Genomic DNA, 20,884 nt, shown 5'->3' on the forward strand with positions numbered 1-20,884 from the left:
CAAGGCGCTCAGCTCTCCTAAACTGAAACCATATCTGCGCAAGTTTCAGGTGAGTGCCGTTGATGCGAAACCCGCTGACGCGATTCCTGTGGCCACTACTGGCAACAATCCTGGTTGTCGCTGCCTGCGATCGCCAGTCACCCGAACAGCCAGCCCCCGCCGAAGAATTGACTACGGATACGGAACTAACCGGCGCGGAAAACGCGCAGAAAGAGAAGCAGAAAACCGCCGAGGACAAACGGTTGGAATGGTCGCCGGAAATTCAGGGGGAATACCCGCTCGACCTTTACGACAATTACACAGAAACCGGCGACCTGGATGCGATCAGCAAGCATGGCAAGCTGCGCATTCTCGTGGATAGCAGTACCACCGAATCCCTGCATCGCGCGGCGACCCGACAGGACATCGAAATCGACCTGGCCAAACGCCTGGCGCGCAGGCTGAACCTTGAGCCGGTCGTGCTCTATGTCGACAGCTTTGACGAACTGATTCCGCAACTTCTCGCCGGCAAGGGGGACCTCATTGCCAACCACTTGACCCGCACACCGGAGCGCGAGAAGCAACTGAGTTTTTCCGTGCCTCACGACGTAACCGACCTTGTGCTGGTGTCCGCGGCAGATGCCGACAAGGTGACGGCCAGCTCCGATCTATCCGGCAAGACCCTGATTGTCACCGAAGGCACCACTTACGAAGCCAAAGCCCGTGAACTGGCACAGGACTATCCGGGGCTGAAGCTCGATATCGTGGACAGAAACTATGTGGACCTGGCCGTGGATGTCGCCATGGGCCGGCACGACTTCACCATCATCGACGAAGTGATACTCGACCAGGTACTCCAGTTTCGCCAGGACCTGCAGAAAAACGTCATCTACAAAAAAAACCAGTTCCTGTCCTGGGCGGTGCGCCCCAACTCCCCCCAACTGCTGAAGGCGGTCAACGACAAAATACGCCATGTAAAACTCACCCGCACTACCGAGCGAATGACTGCCGACCTGCCGAGCATCAAGGCCCGCGACCTGTTGCGGGTCGCCACGAGGAATAACGTCGGCAGCTACTTCATGTGGAAAGGACGCGTGCTCGGCTACGAGTTCGAGCTGGCGGAGGCCTTTGCAAAAGATATCGGCGTGCGCCTGGAAGTCATCGTCGTGCCCGGCCATGGCGACTTCATCGACATACTGCGGGAAGGCAAGGCCGATATCGTTGCGAACCTACTGGCGATCACGTTCAGGCGCCAACAGCAAGGTATGCAATTCTCTGATCCCACCCATCGTGCCAAGGTCGTCGTGGTCTCGCGCAAGGGCGTCGAACTCCCCGACCTGCAGGCCTTGGCCGGCCACACAGTTTACCTGCGCGAGAGCAGCAGCCATTACGACCTGTTGCTGGAGATCAAAAAGAAGGTACCGGGACTCAAGGTCGAGCTGGTGCCGGAAACGATGGATATCCAGGATATCATCGACAAGATCGGTGAGGGGGAATACGACCTGACCTTCGCCGACGATCTGACCGTGAATATGGAGCTTACCTGGCGCACGGATATCCAGATAGCGCTGGACCTGCACGACGATCACGACCACGCCTGGATGATGCGCAAGTCCAATCCGGAACTGGTGGCAGCAGTCAACGAATTCCTCGACAAACGCAAGACAAAGAGATTACTGAAGCAACTTTATAAAAAGTATTTCGACTCTCCCAAGCTCATGCGCCCGGAGATCAAGAAGCTATCCGTCAACGGCGAGATATCGCCGTACGACGACCTGATACAGAAATATGCCGATGAGTACGACTTCGACTGGCGCCTGATCGTGGCGCAGATGTTCCAGGAGAGCAGCTTCAACCCCAAGGCCAAGTCCTGGGTCGGCGCCCGCGGGCTGATGCAGGTGATGCCGGCTACCGGCAAACAGGTCGGCGAGGCCAACCTGTTCGATCCGGAAACCAGTGTACGCGCCGGCCTCAAATACCTGGACTGGCTGCATGAAAAGTTCGTCAATCGCAAGGACATCAGCCCCGAAAACGAGATGTGGTTTACCCTGGCCGCCTACAACGCCGGCCTCGGCCATGTTTACGATGCCAAGGACCTGGCCGAGGAATTGGGCTGGGATCGCAAAGTCTGGTTCGGTAACGTCGAAAAAGCCATGCTGCTGCTGTCCGAGCGCAAATACTATAAGAAAGCGCGCTACGGCTACGCGCGCGGGCGTGAACCCTTCGATTATGTGCGCAAGATTGAGGCGCGCTTTCGCACTTATGTCGCACTGCTGGATGCCTACCGGCGCCAACAACAGGTGACGTCATTGAGCTGCTGGGCAATGCCCGAGTGGGCGGCAGATTTCCTGGTCGACTGCAAGCCCGCTATTGCACGAACCGTAGCGCCATGCCCGCCCAACATCCGAAGGTCCCAGTGCAATGGATACCATGGGTAAATGCGGTGGTAATTGATACAAGGAGGGACAACTCCACCCGCGCATAGCGCACGGGTGAGAGTTAATCGCGAATAAAGACCTGCCCGGGAAACTGGTTAAATCAGCTACAGCTACCTGGCATAGAAGCCACCCACTCGCGCAAGAGCGCAGTGCCTTCCTCGTGCACCAGGCTGCGCCCCAACTCCGGCATCATCGCACCGGGGTCGGTGGACTCCACGCGGAAGTTCAGGATCGACTGGTCCGGCGCGCCGGGCACAATCGCGAACAGGCGATTGCCACTGCCGGTGCCAGCGGCCACCGGAGGTTTACACAATCCGAGACGGCGCCGATCTTGCTCGTTGTGCGCCAGCATCAGGCCGGACGTATCCGCCGCTCCGGACGGGTTGTGGCAATGTCCACAGTTGATATCCAGATACGCGCGCGCCCGCTCCTCCAGAGTCAGACTTGCATCGGAATAATCGGCGTTGCGCGGGATCGCACCGAATTCCGGCAGCTCACTCAGGTAACCAATCTGCTGCCAGTGCAGCAGTTGATTCTGCACGCCGCTGGTATAGGCGTAATCCCTATTCAGGTGACGCGCACGCGGGCCCAGCGGCATTACCGCTTTCTGCGAGTGGTTGTCGGCATGACAGCCTGCGCACTGGTTCGCATCGGGGACGACGTAGGTAAAGACGGCATTGTCACCGCTCGCATCCACCAGCTGCAGGCGGCTGGCATCGCCGGCGATTTCCAATGTTGCATCAGTCTGCTCGGCATTCCAGACATAGGGCAGCGCCTGCCAGCCGTCCGCCCGCTTGACCAGGATGCGGGTTTCCATCAGACGCACGTTGTCCAGATCCAGGGCTTCACCGGCCCGGCCCTCGACATAGTCTTTACTGTAATCGTCGGTACGCAGCACGGCACCGCTGGAATCTTTTGGGTAGTAGAAGGTCTTGCTCAGTACCGTGCCCACCGGGTACTCAAAACGCTCGTCACCGTACTTGGCGGAACTGCCGGCCGGCATCCATACGGTACGCAACTTGTGGGCGTAATCAGTAAACAGTGCCGTGTTCAGATCGTAGGGGGTTACCCCGCTGTTCGGTGTCAGCTCCCCATCGATCACTTCCACGATATGCCAGTCACTCAAGCGCTCCGGAACGGCGTCGCGCTCGTAGACGGCAACCTGCTGTCTTGGTGCATCGCAGCCGCTGAGCGCGGCGGCGAAAATTGGGGCCAGCACCGCGCCCCAAATCAGTTTACGCATCGGCCGCCTCGACTTTAGCTACTTCATCTTCGGCGTCAGCCGGCTGATCGAAATCCAGCACGATCTGTGGCAGCTTTTTCAGGCTGCACTTGTGCGGCGCGATGTCGGTGGAGATATTCTTGAAGTCGTTGGACGCATCGACGTTGATGATGCCGGCATCGCCGTTATCGATACAAAGTTTCAGGGCTTCCGGAACCTGGCCGTCGACCATTTTGTTCTTATCCACCACGCCGTCCCACAGAATGTCCGGCAGGCTGCCACTGAGGCCAAACTTAGCCAGCTTCAGCGCCTTCAGTTCCAGGTGATCGGGAGAAGTTCCGCCGCCGGTAAACTCGTTACCGTAGATGTAGATACCTTCCGGATAGGGATCGAAGGCTTCCTGAGTCGACTTGTCGCTGTAGTAACCGGCCATGTAGTAGCTGCTCACGATCACATTGGCGGTGTCGTTATTGGAAATCTCGTTGTTGAAGATTTCCACATTGTCATTGGAGTTGATCACCACACCGGAACCTGCCGGTACTGCGGCAACCGGCGTACCCTCGTGGCCAAAGTTTTCGGTGTTGTTCTCGAAAACCTTGTTGTTGTACACGCGGGTGCTGTGGCCCGGCTGCGGCAGATTGGGCATGTTGAACACCAGGATACCGCCGGTATTGTTGGTGGCCACGTTGTCGTACACATCTGCACCGATGGTGTTTTCAATTTCGATACCGGCAACATTAAATTCGGCACGGTTATTACGCACGATCACATTGCGGGACTGACCGACATAAATGCCGGCATCGGACGCACCGATCGCCACGGTGCCTTCGACCAGGGTGTTTTTGGTTTGTACCGGGTAGATACCATAGGCACCGTTTTCCGTAGAGGGGCCGTTGGTCCACTCGACACGGATATTGCGAATGATGATGTTCTCACCCTCATTGACCTTCAGGGCGTCACCGATGGTGTCCTCGATCGCCAGGTCCTCGATGGTGAAATCGCTCGCGCTCACCAGCAGCCCCTCGGCGCCCTGAATCTGATCCTTGAAAGACAGAATGGTCTTGTCCATGCCGGCGCCGCGAATGGTCACGCCATCGACGTTCAACGACAGGCTGCGATTGAGGTGGAATTTGCCCGCGGGCAACTCGATAACATCGCCGGGCTGTGCCGAGATCAGTTGCTTCAGCAGGTTTTTCTGGAAGTCGGCGGAGGCACTGGTCTTGGCCTGATCGGTCTGGCTTTCTTTCTTCTCCGGGGAACAGGCTGCGGCCAGTACAGCAGCCAGCGCCACGCCCACATAGGCTGCGGTTTTCATGCGTTGCTTTTCCTTTTATTCGTATTATTCGGCGTGACAGCGCACTGCGGCCCCTAATGGGTACGTCTGTACCACTTTGATCGCGCAAAAAATGCCCGGCTGTCAGCGAAACCGATACTATCCAATCGGTCAGGGCGCATCAAGGCACTTTTGGGACAGGAACCGCCCTTGCCGGATCTGGTGGCGCCCTGTACTGTCGAGCTCACGTGGCCAGGAAACGCTACACAGTCATGAAACACAGTGCTCTAGTATTCGCGCTCACCGGCGGCCTGAGTATCGGCGCGCAGGGGATGGAGACTCTCCACATTGAAATAGTCACACCCGATGGACACCGCTATCGGGCCGAGCAGTCGCTCGACAAAGACTTCGATTCCTACCAGTCCGGAGCCATAGCCGGCGACAGGGCTCCGCGAGAATACCAGGCCATCCGCTGCGGCGGTCCCTGGGGGGCAATAAAATATCGCCTGTCCCTGACCAGCGGCCCCGGCTACGAGCTATACGCGAAAGGCAGCAACCTGCTGCTGCAGATCGTGGAGCATTCGGTCATCAGCGCGGACCAGACCATAGCCGCCATGAGTGTGCACTGTATCGATACCGAGCCGCAGCAGGTGCTGAAAGCGGTTGCTGAAATCAAACTGGACAGAGGCAGTGCGACGACCCAGCAGCTGCGGTTAGCCAATGGCTACCAACTGGAATATCGCTATACGCCTTGATGTTGCGGATCAGACAAAAAGGGCGGCCACCGGCCGCCCTTTTTGTCTAGCGAGTCGCCCCGCAAATTCAGTGGAATACGGGTGCGGAAACATAACTCCAGAAGAGTACTGTTCCGACCATCACCAGTACCGCCACCACCAGGGACACGGTAACTATCGCGCTGGCGAACAGGAAGCCGCGTTCCTCGGACACCCCCATCACGATGGGGATACCCAGGTACAGCAGGTAAACCGCGTAGGCGACGGCCAGTGTCGCCAGCAGGATATCCAGCCACAAGAGCGGATAGAAACCGGCGGCGCCGGCGATAAAGATCGGGGTTGCGGTGAAGCCCGCAATCACCATGCCCTTCATCGGGTAGGTCTTGGCGCCGTAGGTCTGCGCCATCCAGTGGATGAAATAGCCTATCGCCAAGACCGCCAGCACCATGGCGCAGTAGAAAACCGCTACCAGTTCGAGGGCGCTATCACTGGTGATACGCACCGGCTCTCCGCCACCGATGCTCCAGCCCACTCTGGTGGTACCGAAATACCAGGCCAGGGCCGGCAACAGGGCTAGCACTATGACATAGGGGATCTGACGACGGAGATTTTTCTCCGAAAGATTTCCGATGAGCTGCCACTGCCTGCGTGGTTGCACCAACAGCCCGAACATGTGGATCAACATCCCGATTTCCTCACTCACTGCAAGGAACTCTGGGCGAGACCTAATTGCTCAATTTGATCTGGGAACTGCTTGTCAAAATGAGGAATACCGCTAAAAGGTCATTCCCTAAGTTCCAGTTCGTTTTTTATTGTGTCGATTCAGTTGTAGGTACTTCCGTCGCTCAAGTCAACGGTCGCAGCCAGATTGGCGGAAAAGATTTCTTCTGCGTTTCTACAGGAAACACTTGCTGATACCGATCAACCCGGTGGGTGCCATACAGGCGCACGGGCAGGAGCGGTCATACAACCGCTCCTCTGAAGCACGGATTATTCGATGGTGATCGGCTCTACCGGATGCATCCAGCCAAAGCGATCCTCGGTGCGCCCCTCCTGGATATCCAGCAGCGCCTGGCGCAGTCGCTCTGCCACCGCGCCCGGTGCCTTGGCCAGCTGATAGTTCTCACCGTTATCGCCAAATACGCTGATCGGGCTGATGATGGCCGCAGTACCACAGGCAAAGGCCTCTTCGCAGGTACCGTCCGCCACCTGGCTCAATAGCTCATCGATTTCAATCGCACGCTCGTGCACCGTGTAGCCGAGGTCTCGCGCCAGGTCGATCAGCGAATCCCGCGTGACGCCCTCCAGGATGGAGCCGCTCAGTGCCGGGGTGTGCAGCTCTCCGCCAATGACCGCAAAGAAGTTCATGCCGGAGAGTTCGTCCACGGTCTGCCGGTTGCCCGGGTTCAGCCACAGGGACTGGTCATAGCCGCGCTTTTTCAGTCGCGCGATGCTGAGTAGCGAGGCGGCGTAATTGCCCCCGACCTTGGCGTCACCGGTACCGCCCACCGCAGCGCGGGAATCCTCGCGCTCTACCCACAGGCGCATATTACCCGCATGATAGGCCTCGGATGGACTGGCAATCACATAGAATTCGTAGGAAGTACTGGCTGAAACCGTCAGGTCTGCCTGGGTTCCAATCAGGAAGGGACGCAGGTACAGGGACTCGCCGCTGGTCGCGGGCACCAGGTTTGCACAGTAAGCCGTCACCGTGCGCACTCCGTCCATAAACAGGGGTTCCGGTACCGGAGGCATGCACAGTCTCTCGGCAGAATGTGCCAGTCGCGCTGCATTACGGTCTGGGCGGAACAGGCTGATCCCTGCCGACGTCGTCCGGTAAGCCTTCATTCCCTCGAAGCAGGACTGCGCGTAGTGCAGTACCTTGGCTGCGGGGTCCAGAGACAACGGCGCATAGGGAACCAGCTCGCCGCTGCTCCAGCAGCCGTCCTGACAAACTGCGCGAAACATCACCGGCGCCATGACGGCGCCAAAGCCCAGTTTCTCGGGCATTTCAAATCCGCGCAGGCTCGACGCCACGGCAGGATCAATATAAATGCTCACCGGCATTCTCCTCTCATTCCAATGCGCTGATTATGGCGCTTGCCGCGCCGCAATCCAAATATGCCGCCCGCCCTGCCGACGTTAAGCGCAACCCAAATGGTTTAATTCACCACAAATTAGGATGTACATCTCGCCACCGTGACAGTGTGGCGCCTTAGATGGGCGCATTTGCCGACAGTGGCTGACAGGCCATCCAGGCATCGGCTCGCGGCAGACACGATCACTTTACGACCAATCGTCACGTTTTTACTTACCACCGCAAACTTTTGGCACCTGCTTTTCCGATATACGCCCCCGCAACCGCCTCCGATTTTGCAGGCCTGCTAAACCCAAATGGTGGTATTCGCGCTGTTCACAAATCGGGAATCGAGCCGTCGAGTTTCCCGCCGCCGCAACGAGGAGGCGGAATGCGCTAGCTATACTGATTGGTACGCACCCAAGGAGCCTGAAAAAAGCCTCCGGGCGCGTTTTTCACAGGTGGTGACGCGGAATCTCGCCGCAAACCAACAACCTGTCGCCGGAAATAACACACTCCGGACACGTCAGGGATTGTGAGAGAACCACACTTCAGGGAGAGAAAATCCGCCGGCCTCGCGGCCAGAGCGGACCAAGTGCCCGCCACTTCCTGCACGCCGAGCAACGCGCGGCTGCGGAAATCGGGTGAAGCAAAACATGGAACGGAAGTGGTTCAATCGTGACACAGACAGATATCAGCAACAACATTGCTATCGGCTTGATGTTTACAGCCACAGCTCTGCTGTGTGGCAGTGCCTATGCGGAAATGGGCGCGTCCGTCAACGAAGATACCAGTGCCCCACCCCAGGCCTTTATTGAGGCAGCCTCAAAACCCCTACAAACCGCCCGACGTCAGCTGCGCCCCTCCGAAGTCGTGGACAGTTATCGCGAGCGCATTGAAGAAATGGAAGCCCAACACGGTGCCTACGGCGCGGGCATGGACGAACAGCTGCTCGGCCTGGCCACCGCTCTGCAAAAGTCCGGTGCGCACGAGGAGGCCATCGACGAGTTCCGCCGCGCCATGTTGATTAACCGGGTGAACGAAGGGCTCTACTCTCTCAATCAGATCCCGATGATAGAGCGCATGATCGAAAGCCAGATTGCACTCAATCAATGGGAAGACGCCAACGACAACCAGCAATATCTCTATTGGCTCCACGCGCGCAATTACGGCGAGAATGACCCGCGCATGCTGCCGGTCATCAATGACCTGAGCCGCTGGCACCTGCAGGCCTATGTAGAGGAAAAAGGCGAAACCCTGTTCGAACACCTGATCAGCGCCACCAATCTCTACGAGCTGGCTGTCGACATCATCACGCAGAATTTTGGTGCGGACGACCTGCGCCTGGTGGATGCCCTGCGCGGGCTCAAAGCGACCAACTATTACCTCGCCACCTACAAAGGCGAGCCTCAGCAGCCGGTGGTCATCAACACCAGCTTTGGCGCTGGCGGCAGCGCCGACCCCGGTCAACGTGCGAAGCTGGATCATTATCGGATGAACAGCTTCAGCACCGGAAAAAACGCAATTTCCCGTATCGTCGACGTCTACCAGAAAAACCCGCACTCGCCGCCGGCCGCATCGGCGATGGCCAAGGTTGAACTCGGCGACTGGTACATGATGTTCAACAAGTGGCATTCGGCGCGAAAAACCTATGGCGAGGCCTACGATGCGCTATGGGACAACGGCGCCACCAATCAGGAGATAGAGGACATCTTCGGTCGCCCCGCGGCACTGCCGGCGTTGCCGATGCTGGATGAAGATCGCGAGGCACTGACGGATTCGCACGTAACCGTTTCCTACGATGTCACCGCTTTTGGAAAAGCGCGCAATATTCAGATACTCAGCGCCTATCCCGACCGGGTAAGCATCCGATCGCGGGTTCGTAATGTTCTCAAACGCGCCAAATTCCGTCCGCGGTTTGAACACGGCGAACCGGTGGAGACCGTCGGCATAGTACAGAGGTTCGTTTTCGAGTGATCTAGGCACGAAACTGGCGTCTCAGTGAACAGCAGCAACAAACCGCGGATAACAGCTGTTGTCGAATCGTTAAATGGTCTGCAGAAACCCGACGGGTTATTGCAGAGATTTCAGCCGGGTCGGCAGGACGCCTTCCCGGCTTTCGCCGCAAACCCACACGCCCGACAGCGCCGGCAGGACGCCTCAGGAGAAACAAGATGACACTAAGGAAAGCGGTACGCAAAAATATGCGGCAGTCTATCGGCTGGCGCACGCTGGTCTCAGTTACCGTATTGAGCGCCGCCATCGTCGGCTGTAAAAGCCAGCAGACCCAGTCGCAACCACCGGCACAGCCATCGCAATCGTCTTCCAGTTCGCCGTCCCAGTCGCAGTCGAGCTCATCGTCCAGCAGCAGCTCTTCCAGCCGCAGCCAACCACAGACGGCGAGCAGCTCACCATCGAGTAGCTCATCATCGAGCAGCTCACCATCGAGCAGCTCTTCGCAGCAGCCGAGCATGGAACTGCCGTCCATTGAATCCGGCCGGGAATCCAGTGACTCGGCTAGCACCGCATCCGGCAGCGAGCAGTCGTCCCAGCGCCGCAGCTCCGCCGGCGACAGCATGCCCGACCCGAGCGCGCGCAGCGGCACACCGCCGTCACCGGTTTACAGCGACTCCGACCAGCGCCCGGAAGAGAGCCGCATGCCACCGGATCCCTCCACCAACAGCCAGGGCGAGCCACCGGATGAAGTGGACTTCTCCGAGGAGGAACAAACCGCTTCCTCTAGCTCCTCGTCCAGTAGTTCGTCTGCCAGCAGCGCCTCGTCGAGCAGTGCCTCCTCCAGCGCGGCTTCGGGTCAGCCGGCCAGCAGTTCCGGCAGCCCCACCCGCGGTGGTGCCGCGCCCAACGAGGCGCCTGCATCGACCGCCGAGCGCGTAGCGGAACTCGAGGGCCAGTTCGAATCCACCATGGTCACCTACGACGGCATGATCCTGCGCGAGCGGGACTATGTGCGCAATCGTCCCGCCTCTGCGCAGGAGGAAGACGAGGAAGCCATGGACGAAGCACCGCCCGGAGAGTCTCTGGAAGACCTGATTGAATCCGCCGAAGCGGAAATTCCCCCTCCGCCCGGAGGCGGCGGTGAGGGCGGCAGCGGTCCCGAGCAGAACAATTCCAGCGGCCAGGCCACCGGGCCAGGGCTGCCGACAGCGGGCCGCAAGGGCGAGTACAACCACACCAATTCGCCAACTGTGGTACCGGCAGATATTCCGACCGGCAACGACGACGATGTGGTTGCGCGACAGATCCGCGAAGCCGCCATGCGGGAGTCGGATCCGGAATTGCGGGAAAAACTGTGGGAAGAGTATCGGAAATATAAAAACGCGCAGAAGTGACAGCGGAGGAAGTTTCTATGTTTTGTTCCAGAACGATGTATGGCAAGCGCAGAACCGGCAACGGGCACCTGAATCTTTGTCTGTTATTGCTGCTATCACTGGCGCTCGGCGCCTGTGCTACGACCGAAGTACGCACAACGGCATTTACGCCCCTGACCCTAGAGGACGCGACCATCCCCGAACAGCGGCTGCTCGATGTCGGCATAGTGCAGTTCGATCCCGGCCTGGATACCGCCGAGGCCGGTGAGGAGGAACTGGTATTTCCGGAGTTGCGCCAGGCGGAATCCCGCTATATTGCCGTGACGCTGGCGGAATCACTGCAATCCAGCCAGGGCTGGGGCGCCGTACGCGTTATTCCGTCCGTGCGCACGAATATCGATGTCACCGTTACCGGCCGTATCGTCAAATCCGACGGGGAAACCCTGACCGTCGATGTCACGGTCACCGACTCCCGCGGTCAGCGCTGGTTTACCAAGCAGTATACAGAGATGGCTTCGCACTACGCGTACGACCGCAAGCACCCCACCGAAGGCGACGCCTTCCAGGGCATCTACAACCGCGTAGCCAACGATATGCTCGCCTACCGGCAAAGGCTGTCGGATCGGCAGATTGCCGAGCTGCGCACCATCTCTGAAATGCGTTTTGCGCGCAGCTTTTCCCCGGACGCCTTCAACCGCTACCTGGTCCAGAACGATGACGGGATTTACCAGCTGAACGCACTGCCGGCGGAAGACGATCCGATGTTACAGCGGGTGCGCCGCATTCGTGAGCGCGACTATCTCTTCGTCGACACACTGCAGGGATATTACGGCACCTTCGTAAAATCCATGGAAACGCCCTACCAGGAATGGCGTGCCATGAGTTACGAGGAAGTGAAGCAGATGCGTGAACTGAAACGCAAGGCGCGCAACCACACCATTATGGGCGCCGCAGCAATCATCGGTGGCATCGCCGCCGCTGGTGCGGGCGCCGGCAGTGCGCGCGCCGCTGGTCAGGTCGGAATCGCCGGTGGCGGCTATCTGCTCAAGAGCGGATTTGATCGGCGCAACGACGCGAAAATGCATGTTGAAGCACTGCAGGAACTCGGTGACTCCATGCAGGCCGAAGTGGAACCACAAATCGTCGAGCTGGAGGATCGCACTGTGACACTGAGTGGCACGGTGGAAAACCAGTACCGCCAGTGGCGCGAGATACTCAGGGAAATTTACGAGGCAGAAACCGGCGCCCTGGAAACCAGCATCTGAACTCCATGGAGGCCTGATCCCGGTCCCGTTCGCGAGAGTGCCCGGCAACGGGCGCCCTTGCCTGTCGGGCGGCCTCCTGCGACTCAGACGTGCACAAAATAAAACAGCACAGCGGAATCACTATGCAACACCGCGATCACTCCTCAGAAGATAGCACCGCGATACAGCCCGCCGACTTTAGCTTTGGCACTGAAAGTCCGCAACAGCAAGCGTCTGCGGCCTCGGCGACAGCGGCGATCGACAAATCCAGCAACCCGAGACTTCAGGCCATAGTGATCGGCGTTTTGCTGCTATTCGGCATCGTCGGTGTTTTCTGGCTATTGCCACAGGTAGTGGAAAAACCTGAACCACGGCTTGCCGCTGCTACCGACAGTGCGCCGCAACCCCCTGCGGTGGCGGGAGTCCAGGCCTCCCCTTACAGCGACGCCGAGATCGCACAACAGCGCCGCAACGTGCAGAAGGTGCTGCAGGAGATCCTGATGCTGAAGGACGAACTGCAGGAACGCAGAATCGAGCTATGGGCCAACGAGGAGTTTTCAGCCGCGCAGGCACTGGCAGAAGAAGCCGACGGCATATACCGGCAACGCAAATTTATGCTCGCACTGGAAAAGTACCGCGAGTCTCTCGCCGCATTCCAACAGCTGCGCGACGGCATTCCAGAGCGGATTGAGAGGCATATCGCCGAGGGCAATCAAGCCCTGGATAGCGGCGATGCCGAAGATGCCCACAAGGCTTTTGATCTTGTCCTGACGATATCCGAAGAGCACCCACGAGGAGTGAAAGGCAAGGCGCGCGCAGAGACGTTGCCGGAAGCCTGGGCGCATTTCACCGATGGCAAGGAGGCGTTTGCCAATAACGATCTGAATGCTGCGCGCGACGCCCTGCAACAGTCGCTGGCCGTAGATCCGGAGACACGCCCCGCCAGTGAACTGCTACCGGAGGTGCTCAGCGCTATCACCGAGCGGGATTACAGCGAGGCCATGTCCGCCGGTTACGCCGCTATTGCCGAACAGGACTTCAGCGCCGCCAAAAGCGCCTTCGAGCGCGCACAGAAACTCAAACCCAGCGCAGAGGACCCGGGTATCGGCCTGCGTCAGGCTCGCAACGGCGCCGAGCAAATTCGCATCGATCGGCTGTTCAGCCGCGCCCGTCAGCAGGAACAGTCCGAAGACTGGCATGGTGCCGTGGAGAGCTACACTGCACTGCTCAAGCAAGATGGCAGCCTGGTGACAGCGATTACCGGCAAGGCGCGTGCAGAAGCCAGGGCGCAGCTGGACGATCAGTTGCAAGACCTGCTCAAGGATCCGCTGACACTGGGCAGTAGTAAGCGCAACCAGTTCGCGCGCCAGGTTCTCGCCGACGCGCGACAACTCAACGAAGATACCCCGCGGCTGCAGCGGCAAATTGAAGACCTGGAGAATGCACTCACCAAAGCGCTGATCCCGCTGCCGGTGGTGTTCAGATCGGATCGCAGTACCAGCGTCACGATTTATCACGTCGGCCGGCTGGGCAACTTCGATCAGAGGGAAATCACGCTGAAACCCGGCCGCTACACCGCGGTGGGTACACGCGAGGGATATCGCGATGTACGGCGTGAATTCACCGTCGCCCCCGGAGAGGAAACACCCACGGTAGTCATTCAGTGCGGTGAAAAAATAATCGGCGCCAATAATGGCTGAATCTCCGAACCCTCAAAACGCGTACCGATCAAAGACTGTACGGTTTATCGCATAGGCACGAAAGCTGGACGCAAACGCCAAACCGGTAAGCGCGAAAAGATGATCGACGTGCCAAACGGCTCGCCAAAACCCATGCGGATCGCGCCAGCGAGCTAAGCTGTAATGCACAGTGGAAGGCTTGCCGGTACGCACCGGCGACGGCGGGTCTCTGCGAGAAGCGCCACGACAACGGCGCCACTGCAATTGCGATAAATCGATAATTACGCAGTAACAGGAAATCATAAATGACAGCGAAGGAAGCGGTACCCGTTCGCGACGATGGTCGGGCGGAAGATGACTTCTCAATTATCGAGCCCGTTGGCTTCACACCGGTTCAGGTAGAATCCGGCGGCAGAAAGCTGTTGTTGTCGCCCCGCGCACTCATCATCGCCGTCTGCCTGCTGCTGGGTATGCTCGCTCTGGTATACCTGCTGGTGGCACGCTCACTGATTTTCGAAACCCAGCCCGCCGACGCCGATGTCAGCGTCAGTGGACTCGCCCTGCCCCTGGGCGACGGGCATCTGGTCCTGCCCGGTCATTACAGCTATACCATCAGCGCATCCGGCTACCTGCCGAAGAGTGGTGAGGTTGAAGTAAGCAGCGATGGTCACAGCCGCCATGTCGTCGCGCTGGAAAAGCTGCCCGGCCATTTGCAGGTGATCAGTGACCCGCCGGTGCCGGTACGTATTCTCGTCGATGGCAATGAAGTGGCGAGTGAAAATGGGCTGGCGAAAAATATTCCGGCCGGCACAAAACGCATTACCGTGGTCACCGACCGCTACCTGCCCTATACGAGAGAAATTGATATCGAGGGGCTGGACAATACCCAGCGCCTGCAGGCCAAGCTGCGCCCCGCCTGGGCCAATGTACGCATCAGCAGCAATCCGCCCGGCGCAACCGTTACGGTCGAGGGCGAGGTACTCGGCACCACACCGTTGAATGCCGAGCTGATCCAGGGCGATCGACGCGTCACTCTTTCGCTTCCCGAACACAAGACCGTGGAAATCCCCGTGGCGGTGACTGCCGGCGTGGACCAGACACTGACTCCGGTCGATCTCAGTGCCGCCGACGGGCTACTGCATATCGTCAGTACGCCAGAAGGCGCCAGTGTCACGGTCGATGGTGAATTCCGCGGGCATACACCGCTGGAACTGGAACTGTCCTCCGGAACTGAGCATCAACTCCGCTTTTTCAAGGACGGTTACGCATCGGTGGAGCGTACCATCGGCGTCGACGCCGGCGTCGAGCGGGATCTGAACATCGACCTAAATGCCGTTTATGGCCGCGTACGCATTACCAGCAGTCCGGCTAACGCCCAGGTATACATCGACGGCAGGCTGGCGGGCACAACCGGCGAGACTTTCAATCTGCCGGCGCGCAGCCACAACATCCTCGTACGCAAAAGCGGCTACGAGGATTATGAAACCAGTGTGGTGCCCAGCTCCAAACTGAAACAAACCATTCGCGCGGTACTGCTCACCGCCGAAGAGGCGCGCTGGAGCAATATTCCCGCGGAGATCACAAATCCCGCCGGCGGCACCATGAAGCTGATGCGTCCCAATGCTCGCTTCACGATGGGATCTTCGCGACGCGAACAGGGGCGCCGCGCCAACGAAGTACTGCGACAGATCGCGCTGGACCGGCCCTTTTATCTCGGCACCACCGAGGTGACCAATCGCGAATACCGCCGCTACCAGCGGATGCACAGCTCGAGTCATGTCAATGGCGTCAGCCTCGACAACGACGACCTTCCGGTCGTGAACGTCAGCTGGAACGACGCCGCCAGGTACTGCAACTGGCTGAGCGAACGCGACGACCTAAAACCGGTTTACCTGATCGAACGCGGCGAGATTGTCGGCTTCGATGCCGGCGCCAACGGCTACCGCCTGCCCACGGAAGCGGAATGGGCCTGGGCGGCCCGGTACGAACGCGGTGCCATGCGCAAATTCCCCTGGGGCAATGATCTGCCAGTCCGGAAGAATTCCGGCAACTACGCCGATAACAATGCGGCGCGACTGGTACCGGCCGTGTTGCGAACCTACAGCGACCGCTACGCGGCCACCGCACCCGTAGCCAGCTACAGCGCCAACAGCCTGGGAATTTACGATCTCGGCGGCAACGTATCGGAGTGGATTCACGACCTTTACACCATCGGCACCGGGTTATCGATGCGACGCGAGGAAAACCCGGTCGGCCCGCAGAACGGCGACTATCACGTAATCCGCGGTTCCAGCTGGCGCCATGCAGGGCTGACCGAATTGCGCCTGTCCTATCGCGACTATGGCGCCGAGCCCCGCAATGATGTCGGTTTCCGTGTCGCGCGCTGGGTGAACTAGGAGAACAGATATGAAATGGCATGCAATAGTGCTTGGTTTCTTGTTTGTAGCCCTTCCACTTTCCGCACAGGAAGAGACTGCGCAACAGGAAGAAGAGTCCGTAAAGGTGGCACAAGCCAAGCCCGACAAAGACAGCGAAAAATCCGGCGCCGATGACTACAAAGCCTCCGAGGAAATATCCGAGGACCTGTCGGTGTCCTACCCCGTCGATATTTAGCGAGCGAACGCAGGCAGAGCAGAACCATGAAATTCAAATCCTCCGATTTTATATTCCAGCTGTTCGCACTACTCGGTGCGATCATTCTGGTCCACGCCATCTACGTCGCCATTATCCGGCCCAATGCGGATGCTCTCATTGAAGAGCAGCTGGCCCGTGAGGCCGCCGGGGAAACCTACGTCCAACAGCGATCGCTCTATATCGTTATGCGCGATTATGAGCAGGAGGCCTGCTTCGTGCTGATGCTGTGGGCCATGGCAATCATGGGGCTGAAAGCACGTCGCAGCATGCGCGAACGTCAATTGCTGGACAAGGCTCTGCTGAACGTAAGCGAAGGAACTCCCATTCTTCCGGAAGATGCACGCGACCTATCCAGGCCTATTCAGGCACTGCCGGAGGAAGAGCGAAATTTCCTGCTGCCCCGCGCACTGCTGACCGCCCTGCAACGGTTTGGCTCGACGAAAAATGTCGCTGCCGTGTCCAACTCCGTCAAGGAAGTATGCGATACGGAAGGGGACCGGCTGGATTCGGAGCTGGCCATGGTGCGCTACATCACCTGGGCCATACCGTCGATCGGTTTTATCGGCACCGTGCGCGGCATCGGCGAGGCACTGTCCCAGGCACATCGCGCGGTGGAAGGCGATATTGCCGGCGTCACCGTGAGTCTGGGTGTGGCCTTCAACTCCACGTTTATCGCGCTGGTGATCAGTATCGTCATCATGTTCTTCACCCACCAACTGCAATTGATGCAGGAGCGACTGGTGCTGGACACACAGAATTACTGCGACAGCAATCTGCTGCGATTCCTGAAAGTCAGTTAGCGATAGAAGTCTGCAGGTAGAGGCAGCGCCCTCTCCTGCAGACGTGATTCAGCGGATGCGATAATTTGCACAGAGAGGAATAACCGCATGGGACAAGGAGTCCTGGAAATCAACGATAGCGGCCTGCGCGTTTTTGTCGGCACTGACGAGGTGCTGGAGAGCCCCGGGGTGGCCGTCATCGAGCACCAACAGATACTGCTCGGCACGGCGGCACTGATGCGGGCACGCAGCCACCCGACGCAGGTAAACAATCAGTTCTGGCGCCGCCTGAGCCTCGAGTCTCTGAAATCCGAGAACAATCGCTGCCGTCACCATGCGGATCTGGCTTACTGCCACCTGCATGAGGTTTCCGAGCACTGCGACCTGCCTGACGAGGTGATGTTGGCGGTACCGGGCAATTTCACCCACGAACAGCTGGCACTGCTGCTTGGCATTATCAAGGAGAGTCCGATCAACGCCGTTGGGCTGGTCGACGCCGCCACTGCATGTATCGGCAACCTGGCGCCACGCGGTGCTCACCAGCACGTCGAATTACAGCTGCATCAGACTCTGGTCAGCCGCGTATCCGTCCACGAGCAGGCGGTGCTGGATGCTGCGGAAACTGTTACCGATGCCGGCCTGCTGAATTTTCAGGATGCCTGGGCGCGTGTGTTTACTGACGCCTTCATCATGCAATGCCGTTTCGATCCACTGCATTCCGCGGAAGCCGAGCAGCAGCTCTATGATCTGATGCCGCAGTGGGTGAGCCGCGCGATGCGCCAGGGCGAGGTCATGGCGGAACTCGATGATCGCACGGCCAAGGTCAGCCTGCGACAACTGCAGGATGCCAGTATGCCGATACTGTCGCGGGTCCGCGCGATGATCGAAAACCTGGCCGAACCCAACGGAATTGTCTTTGTCTCCCATCGCTGGGCAGAAATCCCCGGTGGCGCGCAGCTGGCCGAACGCATCCATCTGCTGCCGCACAACTGTATCGCTCAGGCGGTCGCCAAGCGCTGGCAGGAGATACACAGCGAAACCGAAGCGTTGCGGATGGTGAATGCGCTCAGCGCCGCGCCGGCCAACGAGGTCGCCGTACAGGTTAATAGCGCCGCCGAAGCGGCCGCGACGCATCTGCTGTTCGGCCATCGCGCCCTCGCGGCGCAACAACCGCTGTTCGTGTTTTGGCAGGAAGGCAAGTTCAGTATCACCCCGACGCCGCCCGATCACCCCGCCGCTACCGTCACCAGCCACGCGGGCAAGCTGGCCTTGAGGGTGGATGCCGGTACCCGGCTGATGCTGAACGGTCAGGAAATTGCCGCACCGGTCAACCTCAGCGCCGGGGACAGAATTGGAGTTGCGGACTTCGAAGAAGTCATCACCGCAATCAGTGTGGAGCGATATGGCGCGTAAGAAACGTCGGTTTTCCACTTTCAGCCTGTCGTTCCTCGACATCATGTCCTGTGGCTTTGGTGCCGTGGCGCTGATCTTCCTGATTATCAAACACGGCTCCGATCACGAAATAGAGGTAGAGACACAGGATCTGGCGGCGGAGGTCAACCTGCTCCAGGAAGAGGTGGAGTTCGGCCGTGAGCACCTGGTATTGGCGCGTAATACCCTCGACGTCACCAGCGACGAATTGGCGGAAGCGCAGGGGCTGGCGCGCCGCATCCTCGAGCAGATAGATGCGGTAAAGGGCAATATCGCCGAGATTGACAGCACCGATGAAGAAGAGGATATCAAGCGCCTGCAGGATAAGCTGAAGAAGCTCGAACAGGCGAAGAAGAACCTCGAAGAGGAGAACAAGAAACTCGGCAACAATGTGCGTAAATATGTCGGCGATGGTGACCGTCAGTATCTGACCGGCCTGCGCCTTGGCGGCGATCGCATACTGATACTGCTCGATTCGTCCGCCAGCATGCTCGGCGACGAGCTGATCAAGGTCATCCGCACCCGCAACATGTCGTCACGGGTCAAGCGTGAAACAGATAAATGGCGCCGCGCAGTCAGTACCGTGTCATGGCTGACGGCTCAATTCCCCCAGGACAGCCAATATCAGATCTATACCTTCAACACCAGTTTTCGCGCGGCGATTCCCGGGACGGAAGATCGCTGGCTCAATGTTGACGACCGCGACCAACTGGATCAGGCGATAAAGGAGCTGGATAAAGTCGTGCCGGAAAATGGCACCAGCCTGGAAAGGGTATTCAATGCGATCAACGGCATGTCGCCACTGCCGGACAACATCATCCTGATTACCGATGGCCTGCCGACACAGGGCATGAAGAAACCGCGCGGCACCACTATTTCCGGCAGGGACAGGCGAAACCTGTTCAAGCGCGCAGTCAAGGTGCTGCCCAAGGACGTTCCGGTCAACGTGATCCTGGCCCCTATGGAGGGCGACCCCTTCGCCGCGAGTGAATTCTGGAAACTCGCGATGGAGACGCAGGGCTCCTTCCTGGCACCATCGAGGGACTGGCCATGAGACGCAATCGTAACAAACGGGCTCAGGAAGAGTTCAGCATCTCGTTTCTCGACGTCATCTGCTGTGGGTTCGGTGCGATCGTCTTGCTGTTGATGATCGCCAAGACTGCAGAGCCGATCATTCTGGAAGAGTCCGAAGTGGATCTGGACGGGCAGGTAAGAGAACTGCAACACCAGCTGGCGGAAATTCGCGGCGAAACCAGTGTGTTGAACCGGGATCTCAATGCTAAGCGCGAACAGCTGGATATAGAGCGCGAGCGCATCGCCAATCTGCGCGGTGAACTCGACACGCTGCAGGCGCTGTTTGCGAGCAAAACCGAGGGGCAGAGCGAAGACGGTAAGCTCAAGGGCGAATTGACCGTGGCCCTGCAGAGCATGACCGATGAAATGCGCCGGCTGCTCGGGGAAAATTACCAGCGTAAGAATAATGTCATCGGTGGCATCCCCGTAGACAGCGAATACATTCTGTTCATCATCGACACCTCCGGCAGTATGTTCAACTACGGCTGGGACAGAATGATGAACGAGATGGTCAACACCCTCGATCTCTATCCCAACGTCAAGGGCATCCAGATAATGAACGATATGGGGGACTACATGTTCTCCAATTACCGCAACAAATGGATCCCGGATACCCCCGGCCGCCGCCAGGCAATTCTGGAGCGCCTGCGCTCCTGGAATCCCTTCAGTAACTCCAGCCCGGTGGAAGGGATTCAGAAGGCTGTGCGCAGCTTCTACGACCCGAACAAGAAAATCAGTATCTACGTACTCGGGGACGAATTTACCGGCAAGTCTATTCGCAATGTCATGCTGGCAGTGGACAGAGTAAACGCGCAGCACGGCGAGGCGAAGCGCAACGTGCGTATACATGCGATCGGCTTCCCGATTCAGTTCTCCCGTCCTCCGCATCTGCAGACGACTGGATTGAGGTTCGCCGCCCTTATGCGCGAATTGACCTATCGCAACGGCGGTACATTTGTTGGATTGAACGATTTTCGATAACCGAGAGGAA

The 20,884-nt window shown here is 58.7% G+C and carries 17 protein-coding genes; 12 read left to right on the top strand and 5 right to left on the bottom strand.

Going from position 1 to position 20,884, the window contains the following annotated elements:
• The first annotated feature begins 62 nt into the window (after positions 1–62).
• Entirely contained in the window at positions 63–2,417 is a 2,355-nt protein-coding gene (locus BLW36_RS14190) for an MltF family protein (protein WP_091389958.1), read from the top strand.
• A 100-nt stretch (positions 2,418–2,517) separates the two neighbouring features.
• Here BLW36_RS14190 and BLW36_RS14195 read toward each other — a convergent pair whose 3' ends face one another.
• Together BLW36_RS14195 and BLW36_RS14200 are read right to left on the bottom strand one after the other, a co-directional pair.
• Positions 2,518–3,660: an SO2930 family diheme c-type cytochrome gene (locus tag BLW36_RS14195; RefSeq protein WP_091389962.1), complete on the bottom strand. Its 1,143-nt coding sequence runs from the start codon at positions 3,658–3,660 to the stop codon at positions 2,518–2,520.
• Positions 3,653–4,954: a parallel beta-helix domain-containing protein gene (locus BLW36_RS14200; protein WP_091389965.1), complete on the bottom strand. Its 1,302-nt coding sequence runs from the start codon at positions 4,952–4,954 to the stop codon at positions 3,653–3,655. The genes BLW36_RS14195 and BLW36_RS14200 overlap by 8 nt, the downstream gene beginning before the upstream one ends.
• Positions 4,955–5,184: 230 nt before the next feature.
• Between BLW36_RS14200 and BLW36_RS14205 the strand changes: the two genes are divergently transcribed.
• The gene (locus tag BLW36_RS14205) at positions 5,185–5,667 is read left to right on the top strand and encodes a hypothetical protein (RefSeq protein WP_091389969.1); all 483 of its coding nucleotides are present in this window, start codon (positions 5,185–5,187) and stop codon (positions 5,665–5,667) included.
• A 67-nt stretch (positions 5,668–5,734) separates the two neighbouring features.
• On the opposite strand, the gene BLW36_RS14210 is transcribed toward BLW36_RS14205, so the two are convergent.
• Both BLW36_RS14210 and BLW36_RS14215 read right to left on the bottom strand, forming a co-directional pair.
• Positions 5,735–6,331, bottom strand: a complete 597-nt coding sequence (locus BLW36_RS14210; RefSeq protein WP_091389972.1) for a Yip1 family protein — start codon at positions 6,329–6,331, stop codon at positions 5,735–5,737.
• Positions 6,332–6,636: 305 nt separating this feature from the next.
• The gene (locus tag BLW36_RS14215) at positions 6,637–7,707 is read right to left on the bottom strand and encodes a branched-chain amino acid aminotransferase (protein WP_091390309.1); all 1,071 of its coding nucleotides are present in this window, start codon (positions 7,705–7,707) and stop codon (positions 6,637–6,639) included.
• Between the two features lie 694 nt (positions 7,708–8,401).
• Between BLW36_RS14215 and BLW36_RS14220 the strand changes: the two genes are divergently transcribed.
• Entirely contained in the window at positions 8,402–9,700 is a 1,299-nt protein-coding gene (locus tag BLW36_RS14220) for a hypothetical protein (RefSeq protein ID WP_091389975.1), read from the top strand.
• A gap of 1 nt (position 9,701) precedes the next feature.
• Here the strand turns inward: BLW36_RS14220 and BLW36_RS14225 are convergent, their stop codons facing one another.
• Positions 9,702–10,328: a hypothetical protein gene (locus BLW36_RS14225; protein WP_139304909.1), complete on the bottom strand. Its 627-nt coding sequence runs from the start codon at positions 10,326–10,328 to the stop codon at positions 9,702–9,704.
• Here BLW36_RS14225 and BLW36_RS14230 point away from each other — a divergent pair.
• The 9 genes from BLW36_RS14230 to BLW36_RS14270 all read left to right on the top strand — a co-directional run bounded on the left by BLW36_RS14230 (position 10,300) and on the right by BLW36_RS14270 (position 20,874).
• Positions 10,300–11,073 carry a hypothetical protein gene (locus BLW36_RS14230; RefSeq protein ID WP_139304910.1) on the top strand — a complete coding sequence of 258 codons (774 nt, stop codon included), beginning with the start codon at positions 10,300–10,302 and terminating at the stop codon, positions 11,071–11,073. The two genes, BLW36_RS14225 and BLW36_RS14230, sit on opposite strands and share 29 nt — an antisense overlap.
• Before the next feature lie 17 nt (positions 11,074–11,090).
• Positions 11,091–12,317: a hypothetical protein gene (locus tag BLW36_RS14235; RefSeq protein ID WP_244506270.1), complete on the top strand. Its 1,227-nt coding sequence runs from the start codon at positions 11,091–11,093 to the stop codon at positions 12,315–12,317.
• A gap of 122 nt (positions 12,318–12,439) precedes the next feature.
• Positions 12,440–13,996, top strand: a complete 1,557-nt coding sequence (locus tag BLW36_RS14240; protein ID WP_091389984.1) for a tetratricopeptide repeat protein — start codon at positions 12,440–12,442, stop codon at positions 13,994–13,996.
• 284 nt (positions 13,997–14,280) lie between these two features.
• The gene (locus BLW36_RS14245) at positions 14,281–16,371 is read left to right on the top strand and encodes a PEGA domain-containing protein (protein WP_091389987.1); all 2,091 of its coding nucleotides are present in this window, start codon (positions 14,281–14,283) and stop codon (positions 16,369–16,371) included.
• Positions 16,372–16,381: 10 nt separating this feature from the next.
• Entirely contained in the window at positions 16,382–16,588 is a 207-nt protein-coding gene (locus tag BLW36_RS14250; RefSeq protein WP_091389989.1) for a hypothetical protein, read from the top strand.
• A gap of 26 nt (positions 16,589–16,614) precedes the next feature.
• A complete protein-coding gene (locus tag BLW36_RS14255; RefSeq protein ID WP_091389991.1) occupies positions 16,615–17,409 on the top strand; it encodes a MotA/TolQ/ExbB proton channel family protein in 795 nt (264 codons plus the stop codon).
• A gap of 87 nt (positions 17,410–17,496) precedes the next feature.
• Positions 17,497–18,801, top strand: a complete 1,305-nt coding sequence (locus BLW36_RS14260; protein WP_091389992.1) for a hypothetical protein — start codon at positions 17,497–17,499, stop codon at positions 18,799–18,801.
• Positions 18,791–19,873 carry a VWA domain-containing protein gene (locus tag BLW36_RS14265; protein WP_091389995.1) on the top strand — a complete coding sequence of 361 codons (1,083 nt, stop codon included), beginning with the start codon at positions 18,791–18,793 and terminating at the stop codon, positions 19,871–19,873. The genes BLW36_RS14260 and BLW36_RS14265 overlap by 11 nt, the downstream gene beginning before the upstream one ends.
• A complete protein-coding gene (locus tag BLW36_RS14270; protein ID WP_091389997.1) occupies positions 19,870–20,874 on the top strand; it encodes a vWA domain-containing protein in 1,005 nt (334 codons plus the stop codon). The genes BLW36_RS14265 and BLW36_RS14270 overlap by 4 nt, the downstream gene beginning before the upstream one ends.
• The last annotated feature ends 10 nt before the right edge of the window (positions 20,875–20,884 follow it).

The sequence above is a fragment of the Microbulbifer marinus genome (genome assembly GCF_900107725.1).
GTDB lineage: Bacteria > Pseudomonadota > Gammaproteobacteria > Pseudomonadales > Cellvibrionaceae > Microbulbifer > Microbulbifer marinus.

Bases quoted from the DNA above. Each gene is read 5' to 3' on its own strand.
- BLW36_RS14245 (WP_091389987.1), top strand. From the start codon at position 14,281: ATGACAGCGAAGGAAGCGGTACCCGTTCGCGACGATGGTCGGGCGGAA.
- BLW36_RS14195 (WP_091389962.1), bottom strand. From the start codon at position 3,660: ATGCGTAAACTGATTTGGGGCGCGGTGCTGGCCCCAATTTTCGCCGCC.
- BLW36_RS14190 (WP_091389958.1), top strand. From the start codon at position 63: ATGCGAAACCCGCTGACGCGATTCCTGTGGCCACTACTGGCAACAATC.
- BLW36_RS14235 (WP_244506270.1), top strand. From the start codon at position 11,091: ATGTTTTGTTCCAGAACGATGTATGGCAAGCGCAGAACCGGCAACGGG.
- BLW36_RS14200 (WP_091389965.1), bottom strand. From the start codon at position 4,954: ATGAAAACCGCAGCCTATGTGGGCGTGGCGCTGGCTGCTGTACTGGCC.
- BLW36_RS14270 (WP_091389997.1), top strand. From the start codon at position 19,870: ATGAGACGCAATCGTAACAAACGGGCTCAGGAAGAGTTCAGCATCTCG.
- BLW36_RS14230 (WP_139304910.1), top strand. From the start codon at position 10,300: ATGCCCGACCCGAGCGCGCGCAGCGGCACACCGCCGTCACCGGTTTAC.
- BLW36_RS14255 (WP_091389991.1), top strand. From the start codon at position 16,615: ATGAAATTCAAATCCTCCGATTTTATATTCCAGCTGTTCGCACTACTC.
- BLW36_RS14240 (WP_091389984.1), top strand. From the start codon at position 12,440: ATGCAACACCGCGATCACTCCTCAGAAGATAGCACCGCGATACAGCCC.
- BLW36_RS14210 (WP_091389972.1), bottom strand. From the start codon at position 6,331: ATGTTGATCCACATGTTCGGGCTGTTGGTGCAACCACGCAGGCAGTGG.
- BLW36_RS14250 (WP_091389989.1), top strand. From the start codon at position 16,382: ATGAAATGGCATGCAATAGTGCTTGGTTTCTTGTTTGTAGCCCTTCCA.
- BLW36_RS14260 (WP_091389992.1), top strand. From the start codon at position 17,497: ATGGGACAAGGAGTCCTGGAAATCAACGATAGCGGCCTGCGCGTTTTT.
- BLW36_RS14265 (WP_091389995.1), top strand. From the start codon at position 18,791: ATGGCGCGTAAGAAACGTCGGTTTTCCACTTTCAGCCTGTCGTTCCTC.
- BLW36_RS14205 (WP_091389969.1), top strand. From the start codon at position 5,185: ATGAAACACAGTGCTCTAGTATTCGCGCTCACCGGCGGCCTGAGTATC.